Genomic DNA, 12,881 nt, shown 5'->3' with positions numbered 1-12,881 from the left:
TCATTTATGTAAAGGTTTATTTACTCAATCAACCAATGCGTAAGTCCCTCTAAAGGATCGGATTCATCACCGCTTGTGTCCTTTCGAAAATATCCAATCCTTGCTGCTTCAGCCAATAAGGAATATCAATCAGCACCCAATTTTCAGTTAGCTTGTCTCCTCGGCGATAATACACATCTACCACTTGCATATCCGCCTTCACCTCTCCCCCTGGTAAACCGAGAAATCCACCAATCGGTGTATTCGAAAGATTTGGCCAACCAAAGAAACAAGCAAATGCCCCTTCAGCAAAACGACAAACATGACCGTTAAACTTCTTATCCTTCAATCCCTCTCGAAACGGGAGCTGGTGCTGCATCTGATACCTAGAAATTGTATAACTTGCCCCAATTCCACCTGGTCCATACCAGATCATATCCTCCTCCCAAGTCTGCTCTAATAATTCCGGAGGACATCCCATCTTCCCGCTCTTATTCAGCTCCGATAAATCATTCACCATCTGGTTCACTAAATTCAAGGTCTTAATTCCCTCTGTTTCTGGAGCATCTTCGAACAAAAGGCCATCATGATTTCTCGGCCCTGGATACACAAAGTAACTCCCCGTAGACGGTGGCAAAGGATTCACCCCCGCTTGAAGCATAAAACCAATTAAATCAACGAACAAACCCGTCTGCGTAATCTTTCCATCTTCCACACAATGAAACTCCGCATACCTTAGGTTGATCATCTTGCCCGTCCTACGGATCCCCATCCAATCCTCGTCAAACAGGCCCATTAAATGCCCCATACTCATAACCCACTTCTCACCACTAACCTCATTCGTCCCTGCCATAAAAATATCCTGACGGCGTTGAACCTTCTTTACAGACGTCAAAAAAGGTATCCAAAAAGTCTCCGCGACCGCTACTGCTCCCTTCAGCTCACGAAACGGATACACCCCTCTCCAACTATAACCATCAGCAGTAAACTCCTCTAAAACATCATTAACTTGCCTCGGCGTAGCCCTCTCTAATGCCTCAAAATACCTCCTTACAAGCAATTTTTCTTCTTGGTAACTAGTCATAGGCACCTCCATAGTTATTTAAAATCTTCAGTTGGCGCACTCTTTTTTTAAATGAAATTTTTTTGAATGCGCATTCAAAAAAACGGTCGGTATAAAGTGAAAATACATATATAGAATATTATCTAATTATTAGAAAATTGTAAATAGTAAATTATTATAGATTAATTTAGCAGATAATAGAGGTTAGGATGTTACTTGGAGAAAGTAGAAGAGTGAAATATTTTGAGTATCAAATTTAATGGGGTTCCATAGTTGCTCATTATATGGATTATTAAGCGGTGTTATCTACTGTTTTGCTGGAAGGTTAAATCTTCCTTTATCAATAAAGAGGCAACATGTAGGTTGCCTCTTTATAATGATACAGATAGATTACTTCTGTTATCATCATTATTATAATAAATGACAACTTATTTGTTATCAAAAGTTGCAGTCGTTTGTTTAAAAGTTCTGCTACATAAATCTTACTCATGTTATCTACCCATTTTTACAACTCCCAAAGGTAATCTAATAATTCTTTAGAACTTATATCCTTTGCATCCGTTGATAATGCACGATTAAAAAGATCAAAAGCTTTAGGATCGTTCTCTTTCAACCATTGAAAAGAAACCTTTGGTCCGAGAAACCATTCACCATTTAATTCAAAATAGATTTCCAAACTGTCTTTTAGCATCCAATGAAAGCGATAGTTTCCTTCTAAATCATTTTTGGCAGATCTCACATGCATCTTTTTCAGCCAACTTTTTAAGAAGTCCTTCTCATCTTGAGTTAATAGTTTTGGTCCCTTCTCAAACGTACTTTGAATGGTAGCTAAAAACTCTTCCGCTAAACCTTTCTTGTTAATCCAAATTTCGCCTTTATGTACACGTAGAAACGGTTCAGCCTGCTTCATTTTTTCAGTAGGATAAATCCAAGCATCTAACTGCTTTCCTTCAATAAATTCTACATCATTCGTATCCTCGGTAACGGAATCTGAAAAGCAGATAAGATCCACATCGCTTTCTTCTGTATAATCTCCACGACTATACGATCCGTATAAAATGATGGTGTGGCAATCATACTTCTTCAATAAATAAGCTTCAATTTCTATTAAATCGCTATGTGTATTCATGAATGTCATCCTTTATATTCTTTGTTTGTTGTATGTGTTTTGTGTTTGAAACCATGCTCTAAGTTTTGCCGCATAACCCGCACGTTCCTCTGGATCGCTAAGACTTCCGTGCGTCAGATAAAGATGATCGTTAAAATACCGAGGGTACACATGCAGGTGATAATGCCAAACATCCTGACTTCCACCTGGTTCGTTATGCTGCCTGGTAGATATGCCATCACACGCGTAGCAATCTTTTAGAGCATAAGATACTTGCTGAGCCACTTTATGAATGTAAGCGGCGATGTCGAGTGGCAGATCAAAGATATTTTCATAATGACGGTTAGGAATGATGATCACATGACCTTTGTTATTCGGCCACCATAACGTTGCGATGAGCGCCGTCACATACTCATCCTGATAAATAATATCTTGTTGCTTGCTCTGAACTAGTTTATTGTTGGGGTCCTCAACCCCTTGAACGACTAAACAAAAGGGACAGATATAGTTCGGTGGCATATGTGTGTACATAACAACTCTCTCCTAAGCGATTACACTAGATTTTCATTTCAACAACCTTGTTCATGAACTTCTGAATTTCTTCTTTAAACAAACCTGATTCCTCAAGAAAAGGATAGTGATTACTTTCGTTGAAACGAACAAAAGTAGATTGAAGAATCGCCTCATTCATTTCCTCCGAAAACGCTATAGGACATTGAACATTGCGCCTAACTTCGTCTGCCACTTAGACATTTCATAGCTCCTTCACTCTTAAAGATTCTTAACCTTCTTATCGAATACTTTTATGTGAGCCGTCGCAATTAGGCATTCGTTTGGATAACCCGCACGTGCAATCATTTAACCCTTTTCCATCAAGGATCTGGTCCATATATTTTTCAATGCGAGCTTCTCGCGTTTTTGATTGTTTGGCTTCAGCAAAATACCGAATATAAGCTTTTTGCCTACCTGGTGTTAAACTTTCGAAAGCTTCTTTTAAATCGGAGATCTCATCCATTTTATTTTGAAATTCAACGGGTATTGAATAATCCGCTGTTTTCTTCAATTGCACTTCTAACCCCGATTTTTCTACTTCAATCGCTTCATGAATATATGCTTTGAGCGTACTTTCTAAATCAAGGATTTCTTGAACATTCGTAAATCGAATTTGACGCGCTGATTGTACATTTTCTGTTTGTTGAATCAGAATCTTCTTTTCGTCTTTCAACAAAACGCCTTTATGAAACAATAGAGCACAATATTCTTTAAATCCATGAATCAAAACAACATTCTTGTTATTTAACGTATAACACGGGTGCATCCACTTAAAGTCTTCAGTGAGGCCGCAGTCTAATACGATTTTTCGTAACTGTTCAAACTCTTCTTTCCACGATTTTGCTTCCTTCAAAAATTCATCAACTTTAGGATTCAACATATTTTTTGGCATAGGGCAGCCCCCTAATCATTTTTATATTTGATCAACTTCTATCATTTCTATGAAAACACAATAATTCCTTTTGAAAAAGCTAACTTCATTAACAATCTCTCAGAGTTGACGCCAGATCAATAACTTAATACGATAGAACATATTTCAGATGGAGGTTTTTGTTTAATCAACTTATGTATAGAGCTGAGTAAGTAAACCTTCTTCGTTCGTTTACATGAAGAAGGTGCCATTTATAGAGTGCAAGATATATTTGATAAGATAAGGAGACTATAAATGGATAGGAAAATTCGCATTGAACGCATGGAGGATTATAAAAAGACTGAAGAAGTGGTTAGAAGTGCATTCCAATCAGAAGCATTCAGTGACAAGAAAGAGCATATTCTTGTACACCAAATCAGGCAGACAGAAGCATTCGTTCCTGAACTTTCTTAGTCGCTGAAAACGAAAAAAAAGAGATCGTCGGGCATGTTCTGATTTCAAAAGTTAAGATTGTTAATGATAAACAGGTCGTTGAATCACTAGCACTAGCACCCGTTTCTGTTGTTCCGGAGTATCAAAATAAAGGCATTGGGAGTCAACTTATTAAAGCAGCCCTAACGTCTGCCAAGAACTTAGGCTATCAGTCAGTTATCGTTTTAGGTCATCAAGATTATTATCCGGAGTTTGGATTCAAAAAGGCTAGCACATGGAGAATTTAAGCTCCCTTTGATGTTCCTGATGAAGTGTTTATGGCGCTTGAGTTAACAGAGAATTCTCTGGCTCATGTGCATGGCGTTGTACACTATTCAGAGGCATTTTCTTAAAATTTGAATATGAAAATAACAACAAAAAAACGACCAGAGTTGGTCGTTTTCTAATGCCTTTAACAAGGCACTCGTTAGCTGAATAAGATATTAATTCTTTCTTCGTTAGAAAGGAATCCTAATGAGAAAGTTACTAAGATTAATATTAAGAAATATAATTTATTCAATTGAGTTTTCTTCCACAAGTATTTGTTTGTAATAACAAGTATTGAGAAGTAAATCAAACTTAAAAATATTGTTGCAATAAGAATTGGAATTAATAAACCTTTTTCTAATGTAGGGTCTAATGTCCAGCCAAGAGCTTCTGCAATGTACAAATACAGTAACACAAATAAAACGGACAAATAATGAAATAAATATCCAAAGAGGAAATTAAACACAGCAGTTAAAGAAAATCCTAAGATTCTATTCACCTTCCTATAGAGTTTATCCTAAAGTCACCTGTTCGATTGTGGAATCAGAGACACCACTTCGCTTTACATAGGCAAACATGAATCCTTGTAATCATCAATCACAATTTTCGTTTATGCTTTTCCTCAATAATCTTCTTATTCAAGATCCGCACTTCCCCCACCATCAACAGTCTCATATCATCAACAATATACTTCGCCAGCTCTTCGTCCGTAATATCATCACCATGAAGATCCAGACGGAATTCCTGTCCTTGTAATCCCCCACCATTGGTAAAATCAATTTCGAAATCGAATTGAACACGTTTATCCATCTGTTAGCACCTCGCCATCATTTTGTACGATTTATTTAAATAACGACAAAAGGAAAACAGTGATCATCCCCACACCCATCGTTCCAATGAAGAAATAACCGAGTATACGGATAGGCAGTGTCAGCCCCTGGATATTTACCTTTGAAAGATTCTTAGTTGGATAGCCCTCGATCTTTCTATAGTGTTCCATGGCATCGTTAAATGGCACTTCACTATGGTTAGGATTAGCATGTTGTTCAAGACGCTTATCTACACGTTTTTTCACTCTATCCATGTCTTCATTCATGGAGATACCCCCTAGCATATCTTCTAATTTCCATATGCTATTCTCTATTCCTTCTATAGTAATTTTAATAGATTCAATAAATGTACAAACCAATAAGACAAGCTCACATATGATATAAGGAATAGAGATTTTAGTCTTTATTCTTTTCTCAACATGAGATAGATGGGGGTGTCTTCTTTGAGAAGTTTCATTAGTATTTTAGATGGCTTATTGGCTTGCAAGAAAGCACGTAAGAGCAAGAAAAACAAAAAGCGAATCGGTTAATCAATGAGCTGCCTTTCAGGGCGGCTTTTCATGTTACAAAACCTACTACATACATTTTTTCATACAGGTTTAATTGCCCTCTCTTTAAGGGAAACATAGTTTTATCACGATTTTAGGGGGCACGATTCATGAAAGATCAAATCAAGAAAGTACTCAGCAATCCAAAAGTGCAAAAAGGAATTAAAGACAAAGTCGTTCCTTTAGTTAAAAAAGAAATGGAAAAAAGGAAGAAGAAATAATAACTTTAAGAGTCTATACAAGTAACCCATCCCTAGCAAACATTGATGGGTTACTTTTTTGTTGTACCAATTCTTCACTTAACTTTAATAAAGAATACTTGTGAGGAAGATCCTCTTTTCCAAGTTCCGTTCGTACTAACAGCATAAGTGCCACTTTCGCTTGGAGCCACATAAAGATCTCCATCTAGTAAAGTCACCGTTTTAAATTCAGACTCCCCCTTGGTCCATACATTTACTTCTTTTGATACTTTAATCGGTTTGCGTTTATACGATATAGCAATCTTTTCGCCTGGTGACACGGAAACAGCTTTTATTTCATTCATCATAAATGGCTCGGCATAATCTACACACGCACCACTTAAAAATCCATCCCAGCAATAAGTGCTTTGCTTAGTTGGAATCGTGACGTTTGTTTCTGTTTTAGCACTTGCCGATGGCGGCTTTGCGTTCATGATGTAAAACGTAAAGAAACTCGTGATTAATAAAAATGCCAGAATAAGAGCAAGAACCCCTATTTTATTCATCCTACAACCCCCTATTTTAAAACTCTATATACAAGTAGGCGTTATAAAACTGTAATTGGTTTCATCAGGTTTATCATGATTGCTCTTGATTTGTACCTAATATCAAATAAAAGGAGGATGCGATTTGAAACAAGCCCTTTATGTAGTATGCATCTACTTCATTATATGTTTATTTCTTCTTCCCTTTCTTACATTTAAAAATTGGTTATTACTCACATCAACCCTTCTCCTTTTAGCATTTATAGTAGGCTATGCAACATTTAGAATAAGAAAATGGTGGGTCTCGTTTACAATTACAGCAGCATTAGTTACTTTGTACGTATATCTGATTAACAGTAACTCGTCTCTGAAAATTCCTGTGCATGTTGTGTTTATTATCGGCCTGATTTACTTAATTATTGGTGTTAGCAAGCAGCTTCGAAACAAGGGTTGACTTATAAAAACCAATCTCCAACTAGTTGTTGAACAGTTTTTCGCTGCTCAATATGTAGCATGTGACCTGCATGATTCACAATCACTCGGTTTGAATGAGGGAACTTGTCCAACAAAAACTCATAATCTTGATAACCACAAATATGATCTTGTTTTCCGAGTATAAGGAGTACTTCTTGCGGTAAGCATGATACATCAGAAAACGGTTCCTGTGAAAGAAAATACCCTTCCACTCTCCAGTCGGAGGTTAGAAAATTACGATTTGCTAATCGTCTTCCTGGTTGAACTTCTTCTAAAAAGCATTTTAGATTCTCTTCATTCTGACAAATCATTAAGGTTTCAAATGCTGCTCTCGTATCCGCATCTAGTGCGTGGAGTACTGCATGGTTCTTTTCGAGTATTACTTTTTCCGGTATGTTTCGCTCTTTTCGATGAATAGCAGGAGCCAATAATAGCAGCTTTTTTACATGGTTCCTTTTTATGTGAACGATCCCTTGTGCAAGGTATCCCCCGTAAGAAGAACCAAGCAACGCAAAGTCCTTATTCGAAAACATGATATCTATAAACTCTACTAAATTTGAAAGTATGTCATCGGTTGATTTTACGGTTGAATCAATCTTGCTGTGCCCGTGAGCAGGTAGATCCACATACACTCTTTGATAACCACGCTTGTTGTTGAATATGGGTTCCAGCCACGCCTTCATAGAACGATGGTCCGTGCCCATTGAGTGTAATAGGATTAATGGCATACCCTCACCCATCATTTCATAATGAATGCTTCCACTTTTAACTGTACAAAGCATGAACTCTAACCTTCCTTCTGAAATTGAGATTAATTAACTTAATAATTTGCCGAAAAACATTACAACAGTAAAAAATGTCATGATAAAAAGTGTCGCCACAATCGTAATGAAACTTCTTAACATCGATCTCCACCCTTGAACACCAGAAAGTCCAATGACACCTAACATTAAAGTCAATATAGTGAAGAATAAAATAATACTCAGTTTATGTATGCCTGTTGCGCTTGTAATCAAGCTATTTTGAGGAAGTACAAATAACAGAATCACACAGGTCACCGATAAATAAAAAGACACTTTGTTTAACTTTTCCATTTACTAAACCACCTCAACTTGCAGATCATGTCGAAAAGAATTTTAGAATATTCCTTTACAAGAATATTCCTTATGAGTTATATTGTATATGAAAGGAGGAACAGTTTATGGGCGAGAAACTAACAACTTTGCATGCACTTGCCGAGCCCAATCGCTTTCACATTGTTGAGCTTTTGAGAGTTGGTCCTCTTACTGTAGGAGAAATTGCCGACAGCCTTAAGCTGCGCCAACCACAGGTATCGAAGCATCTACGTGTACTTAGTGATTCTGGGCTTGTTGAGGTTCAACCTATTGCGAATCGTCGAATCTATAAGCTGCAGTCACAACCTTTCTTAGAACTAGAAGAATGGCTTGATACCTTTCGAAACATTTGGGAAGATCGGTTCGACCGCTTAGATGAATATTTAAAAGACATGAAATAAACGATAATTGGCACTACATAAATGAAGGAGGAATTAATAATGACTGTTGAAAATAAAACGAATCAATTAACTTCTAAAGTAGAAGGAAATGTACTGGTGTTAGAACGTACCTTTAATGCACCTCGCGAACTTGTGTTTAAAGCTTTTTCTGAAGAAGAACATTTGAAGCGCTGGTGGGCTCCAGGTGGCTGGACAATGTCGATCAAACAGTTTGAATTCCGTCCTGAAGGCGTTTGGCATTATTGCATGAAATGCACAGATGAGACTCAAGAATACTTTGGACACGAATCTTGGGGCAGAGCGGTATTTCATGAAATCGTGGCACCAGAAAAAATCAAGAGCGTAGACGCGTTTTCTGATGCTGAAGGCAATGTTTCTGAAGAACTGCCACAAACAGAAGTTACATTAACCTTTGTTTCAGAAGGCAACCAAACAAAACTAATCAACCGTGCAGAATATGCTTCTGCTGATGATGTGAAGACAGTTCTAGACATGGGTATGCTCGAAGGTGTGACAATGACTTGGAACCAGTTGGAAGAATTATTAGCAGAGATGAAATAAGTATTGAAGCGAAGAAAGCTAACTGCTTTTTTCGCTTTTTCATTTACTCTCTTTCCTATCCACCTTGTTAAAAAGGTAAAGAATTGCCCTAACACTTAGATAAAGCGCAGGAATTCCGATAACCAAGTAGAGTATTCCTTCTGGCATAAATTTATCATAATAGTAAAGAAACAATACAGCCCAAATAAAGATCGTAGTGTATTTGATTACATTTTTCATTTCTAATAAAACATCCCTTTTTCGCTCAAATGATTTACAAGTTTATAAGAATCAACCTTCTAACGATCCAAATTCTTTTAGGAATTCATTAATATCATTACGAGCTTCCTCTACATCCCCATAGTAGCCATCAACTGCCATTTCCCACCTATCTGTTAGATTAATAATCGACCTTTCAATATCATCACAGCTCTCTGGAATGTGACCAACAAGACGATACATATATGTACATATTTCCGTTACATCACTCGTTTGACTTAACTCATCATAAAGTAGACTTAGAATTCCTTGAATCGGACGCGCCTCATCACATTCTCCTTTTACATCGGTTAACTTTGAACATACCGAAGCTATAGTAGCATTAGAAGATAACGAGATTTCAAGAATTTCGTATGGAGGTTGATCCAACTTCTCTATTAATTGATCGGCCCATTCGATGACAGCCTTCACTTGAAAGAAGCCGATAAAAAGACCTAAACGATAGATTTCTGATTGTACTTTAATTTCCATACCATGCACCTAAACCATTCAATATTTTTCATTGATCTCTTTCAACAACTTTATAATCTCTTCATTTTGTTTATTGTTCTTTCTAAGTTGCACATCAATGCCCAGCAAAGTAAACACCACGATAACTATGATTGCAATTCCGGTCATATACATTTTTAGTTCACGGTATCTTTCATGCATTTTAACATCTGTTGGATTGCGCCAAGGTGATATGCAGAGTGCGCCAACGAACCTACTAATTCATTTGCCAAGTCTTCTGTCCAATGGATATGATCGATCTTTTCTAAAAGACGTTGGTATTCATTCCTCAATCCTTCTTGAATGGAATGCCAGTCGTCTTCGCTAACTGCTTGAATTTCCCAGCTTTTATTCCAATCAATTGTTGGAAATGCCCCATCATACAACCATTCATTGGTTCCCCACATATGGTATCGAATATGATCGGTATGAGCTGCGAGTGTTGTTCCATAGATTTGTTTTGATGCATCAGCAGCAGTTAGTTGAGATAAAACTCCAAATATGCCTGAGTCTGGTTTTGTATTCGTAAACCAGCTAATGGTCACCGGTTTTTGTGGTCCATCAAATGCTTCTTGTAACATCCTTTTCAATCCCGCTTCTAACGGATGATTCATCCTAACCACTCCTCACATAATCTACTAACTCTTTCCATAAAAAAGTGCACTTCTCCTTCTAGAAGAAATGCACGTTCTTTGTTAAGCGTTGGATTGCTCTTTAATACTATGTGTACTATTTGCCAGATCGACTACAAACGTATTACCTTTCGAGTTCTCAATCGTGTTCATCAAGCGAAGCTTCGCTAATTCTGGGTTGTTCTCCAGCATTTTAGCCGTATTCGCTAGACTTCTTAAAGTAGCTGCTTCTCCTCTAGCTCTCTCCAGTGAGGATTGCGCTTCTTTTTTCGCTTTGATCACTTCAAGAAATGCTTTTTTTAGTTCAGCAGATAACATAATATCTTTTATGTCTACTGAGAGAATGGATAATCCTGCAAACGCGTTATCAACAAGAAGTTGTTGAAGCGATTCATTTACTTCATTCCGCTTGCTCAACAGGTCATCTAATTCTAACGAAGATACTACATCACGCAGTTTGAGCTGCACGTTCATGTACACATGCTCTTCATAATCTTCATATTCAGAGATCAGAATTTGTGGATCAGTAATTTGATATTTTACAGCAACACTAATCTTTACACTAAGTTGATCAGCCGTTAATAACTCTTGCCCGTTCAGCTGCAGGATCGTCGGTCTCATATCAAAAACCATGATCTCTGTAGAGGCTGGAGAATACTTATGCTTACCTGGGCCTACACTCTCCTGAAAAGCCCCATATTTAAACTTCACACCACGTTCATACTCGTACACCGTTACCGAAGCAAAAAATTTCTTGATGATCGATAGAATGGCAAACACAACAATAAACACGAACCCAATGACTACAAGATATTCTAAAAATGATTCCATCCCAATTCCCCTTACTTTAAATACGTATAAAACCACCCAACAGACTTGGAGAAAACAATGGAGGTCTTACCTGCAAAATTGTTCACTCCTAATAGCCATTGAGTGGCTTCATTTAGGGCTTCGAACCCAAAACTGGTTCCACAGCGGTATACCAGTTGCCAAAAGTTGAGAAAGCCGATCAGTAACACCGTTTAAAGATTTTAAACGAAGGCTTTGCATTTCTCCAAGAATTAAATTATATCAAGATATTTAGGAAAAAAGTACATCATTTAGAAAATATTGTTCTTTAAATACAGAATGCAAAAGCGTAAAGTTAAAATATGGAAAGTTGATAATAGGAGGAAAAAGAATGGACAATTGGGTGTTTGTGTTCTTGGCAAATATCATCGGAGGGATTATCGTCTTTTTTGCTCTCATGTTTTTGTTAAGTTTGGGCGGAGCATCAATGGATACTGCCTTCTTTATCGGAATTTTTCTGTTTGTTCAGCTTAGTTTTATCACGACAATTCTATTTCAAATTCTGCACAGAATTAAGAAGTTGGAGAGTCAGCAGACTACAACCGATGAACAATAGCAGTAACAAAATAAACGCTTGGATCTCCTCCAAGCGTATTAACTCTCCACTTCAACTTCTTTATTTTTGAACATCATAACTTGTACGATTTTTTCTTTTAGCATTAAGAAATAGCCATATTGAGAAGATCATCATGATACAAAAAGTTATGTTTTGCGCTATGCCTATACTATTACTCCAGCTTCGATAACCATTTAGCAAGAGTTGTAGCGTTAATCCCACAGGTAAAAGGAGTAAGACATATGGGGTCTTTTTATATAAAAAGCCTGCAGCTACACCGATACAGCCGCCGACTAATGACGTTCCATACCAAGTGACATATACAGTGATGATCTCCTTAGTAGTTGATTGAATCGCTGTTTCTTCAAAAACACTGCCTATTATGAAATAAAACGTAATAGCCATTGTCGTGTAGATGGCACCGAACAAAATTCCTTCTTTTAAGTTCCTACCATACAAATAACCCACAATCATTGCTACGATAAACCACATTGGTAAAGAATTAATCATGATTGCTATATAAGACGTGACCGTTTCGAGTGCTGAAACGTTAGAGCCCTCACCAAAATACGGGGAATGATCAGAAACCACTGAAAAGCAACCAACGATTAGAGCTACTACTACTGAAAATAATATAAAGTTTCTCCAATGCTTTAGTTTCATTTGATTGTCATTCAAAGTTTTTCCTCCAAACCAAACTGAATTATAACTATTCATGTGGTCTTTAAATGATGGATAGCCCTAGGATTTGGTCAGTAAATAAGACCATTTCGTCTAACTCTCTTTTTTGATCTGGATTTAAGATAGGACTTATGGTGACATCTTTTATATGGAGTGGTGCCGTTACATTCAAAGCGGTCATCGTTTCTGGCAAAGTTTCAAGTCTGCTCCCCAGTTCTGTTAACCCTTCTGAAAAGAAGTACTTATTGTTTTCTTCCTCTTCATGTGTAAAGTGATTAATCTTACCTTGGATATAAGCATTTTGTGTGATAATTAATAGTTGGCTATCAGGACCAATCGTCTTTATCGAACCATCATAATCTTTAGTGAATTTATGTAATACATCATCAAAAGTCGTAGTTATGGCTTTTTTGTAATCAAATACATGATTCAATTCTTTAACATTAATCATA

20 protein-coding genes and 1 pseudogene are annotated in these 12,881 nt (G+C 37.1%); 4 read left to right on the top strand and 17 right to left on the bottom strand.

What is annotated here, in order from left to right:
- Positions 1–49 precede the first annotated feature (49 nt).
- From IHV12_RS17830 to IHV12_RS17810, 6 genes are all read right to left on the bottom strand, one after another.
- Entirely contained in the window at positions 50–1,063 is a 1,014-nt protein-coding gene (locus IHV12_RS17830; protein WP_197191681.1) for a nuclear transport factor 2 family protein, read from the bottom strand.
- A gap of 319 nt (positions 1,064–1,382) precedes the next feature.
- The gene (locus IHV12_RS17825) at positions 1,383–1,532 is read right to left on the bottom strand and encodes a hypothetical protein (protein WP_197191680.1); all 150 of its coding nucleotides are present in this window, start codon (positions 1,530–1,532) and stop codon (positions 1,383–1,385) included.
- A 15-nt stretch (positions 1,533–1,547) separates the two neighbouring features.
- Positions 1,548–2,171: a nucleotidyltransferase domain-containing protein gene (locus IHV12_RS17820; RefSeq protein WP_197191679.1), complete on the bottom strand. Its 624-nt coding sequence runs from the start codon at positions 2,169–2,171 to the stop codon at positions 1,548–1,550.
- Positions 2,172–2,183: 12 nt separating this feature from the next.
- Complete coding sequence (locus IHV12_RS17815; RefSeq protein WP_197191678.1) at positions 2,184–2,681, bottom strand: HIT family protein; 498 nt, start codon at positions 2,679–2,681, stop codon at positions 2,184–2,186.
- Between the two features lie 25 nt (positions 2,682–2,706).
- Positions 2,707–2,841 carry a hypothetical protein gene (locus IHV12_RS22750; RefSeq protein WP_370568835.1) on the bottom strand — a complete coding sequence of 45 codons (135 nt, stop codon included), beginning with the start codon at positions 2,839–2,841 and terminating at the stop codon, positions 2,707–2,709.
- A gap of 99 nt (positions 2,842–2,940) precedes the next feature.
- Positions 2,941–3,594, bottom strand: a complete 654-nt coding sequence (locus tag IHV12_RS17810; RefSeq protein WP_197191677.1) for a DUF1801 domain-containing protein — start codon at positions 3,592–3,594, stop codon at positions 2,941–2,943.
- A 273-nt stretch (positions 3,595–3,867) separates the two neighbouring features.
- Between IHV12_RS17810 and IHV12_RS17805 the strand changes: the two are divergent.
- Positions 3,868–4,397 (top strand): annotated as a pseudogene (locus IHV12_RS17805) (GNAT family N-acetyltransferase).
- Positions 4,398–4,908: 511 nt separating this feature from the next.
- Here IHV12_RS17805 and IHV12_RS17800 read toward each other — a convergent pair.
- The 5 genes from IHV12_RS17800 to IHV12_RS17780 all read right to left on the bottom strand — a co-directional run bounded on the left by IHV12_RS17800 (position 4,909) and on the right by IHV12_RS17780 (position 7,981).
- Entirely contained in the window at positions 4,909–5,121 is a 213-nt protein-coding gene (locus IHV12_RS17800) for a cyclase (protein ID WP_197191676.1), read from the bottom strand.
- A 31-nt stretch (positions 5,122–5,152) separates the two neighbouring features.
- The gene (locus IHV12_RS22745) at positions 5,153–5,407 is read right to left on the bottom strand and encodes a hypothetical protein (protein ID WP_231620788.1); all 255 of its coding nucleotides are present in this window, start codon (positions 5,405–5,407) and stop codon (positions 5,153–5,155) included.
- A gap of 577 nt (positions 5,408–5,984) precedes the next feature.
- Positions 5,985–6,434 (bottom strand): hypothetical protein, encoded by a 450-nt coding sequence (locus tag IHV12_RS17790; RefSeq protein WP_197191675.1) that lies wholly within the window; start codon positions 6,432–6,434, stop codon positions 5,985–5,987.
- Between the two features lie 434 nt (positions 6,435–6,868).
- Positions 6,869–7,669: an alpha/beta fold hydrolase gene (locus IHV12_RS17785; protein ID WP_197191674.1), complete on the bottom strand. Its 801-nt coding sequence runs from the start codon at positions 7,667–7,669 to the stop codon at positions 6,869–6,871.
- 33 nt (positions 7,670–7,702) lie between these two features.
- Complete coding sequence (locus IHV12_RS17780; RefSeq protein ID WP_197191673.1) at positions 7,703–7,981, bottom strand: hypothetical protein; 279 nt, start codon at positions 7,979–7,981, stop codon at positions 7,703–7,705.
- A 107-nt stretch (positions 7,982–8,088) separates the two neighbouring features.
- Between IHV12_RS17780 and IHV12_RS17775 the strand changes: the two genes are divergently transcribed.
- Together IHV12_RS17775 and IHV12_RS17770 are read left to right on the top strand one after the other, a co-directional pair.
- On the top strand, positions 8,089–8,403 hold the full coding sequence (locus IHV12_RS17775; protein WP_137789207.1) for an ArsR/SmtB family transcription factor: 315 nt from the start codon (positions 8,089–8,091) through the stop codon (positions 8,401–8,403).
- 39 nt (positions 8,404–8,442) lie between these two features.
- Positions 8,443–8,964, top strand: coding sequence for an SRPBCC domain-containing protein (locus tag IHV12_RS17770; RefSeq protein ID WP_197191672.1), 522 nt, complete (start codon positions 8,443–8,445; stop codon positions 8,962–8,964).
- A 270-nt stretch (positions 8,965–9,234) separates the two neighbouring features.
- On the opposite strand, the gene IHV12_RS17765 is transcribed toward IHV12_RS17770, so the two are convergent.
- The 4 genes from IHV12_RS17765 to IHV12_RS17755 form a co-directional block, all read right to left on the bottom strand.
- Complete coding sequence (locus tag IHV12_RS17765; protein WP_197191671.1) at positions 9,235–9,693, bottom strand: hypothetical protein; 459 nt, start codon at positions 9,691–9,693, stop codon at positions 9,235–9,237.
- A gap of 18 nt (positions 9,694–9,711) precedes the next feature.
- Positions 9,712–9,846, bottom strand: a complete 135-nt coding sequence (locus IHV12_RS22930) for a hypothetical protein (protein ID WP_255552636.1) — start codon at positions 9,844–9,846, stop codon at positions 9,712–9,714.
- 2 nt (positions 9,847–9,848) lie between these two features.
- The gene (locus IHV12_RS17760) at positions 9,849–10,325 is read right to left on the bottom strand and encodes a hypothetical protein (RefSeq protein ID WP_197191670.1); all 477 of its coding nucleotides are present in this window, start codon (positions 10,323–10,325) and stop codon (positions 9,849–9,851) included.
- Positions 10,326–10,406: 81 nt separating this feature from the next.
- Positions 10,407–11,174: a slipin family protein gene (locus IHV12_RS17755; protein ID WP_197191669.1), complete on the bottom strand. Its 768-nt coding sequence runs from the start codon at positions 11,172–11,174 to the stop codon at positions 10,407–10,409.
- A gap of 349 nt (positions 11,175–11,523) precedes the next feature.
- Between IHV12_RS17755 and IHV12_RS17750 the strand changes: the two genes are divergently transcribed.
- Entirely contained in the window at positions 11,524–11,748 is a 225-nt protein-coding gene (locus tag IHV12_RS17750; protein WP_197191668.1) for a hypothetical protein, read from the top strand.
- Between the two features lie 60 nt (positions 11,749–11,808).
- On the opposite strand, the gene IHV12_RS17745 is transcribed toward IHV12_RS17750, so the two are convergent.
- The gene (locus IHV12_RS17745) at positions 11,809–12,426 is read right to left on the bottom strand and encodes a hypothetical protein (protein WP_231620787.1); all 618 of its coding nucleotides are present in this window, start codon (positions 12,424–12,426) and stop codon (positions 11,809–11,811) included.
- Positions 12,427–12,472: 46 nt separating this feature from the next.
- Positions 12,473–12,880 (bottom strand): hypothetical protein, encoded by a 408-nt coding sequence (locus tag IHV12_RS17740; RefSeq protein WP_197191667.1) that lies wholly within the window; start codon positions 12,878–12,880, stop codon positions 12,473–12,475.
- Between the last annotated feature and the right edge of the window lies 1 nt (position 12,881).

This window comes from Fictibacillus sp. 7GRE50 (assembly GCF_015903875.1).
GTDB classification, from domain to species: domain Bacteria; phylum Bacillota; class Bacilli; order Bacillales; family Fictibacillaceae; genus Fictibacillus; species Fictibacillus phosphorivorans.
The sequence above is the reverse complement of the archived record's forward strand: the minus strand, read 5'-3'. Positions and strand labels throughout refer to the sequence as shown.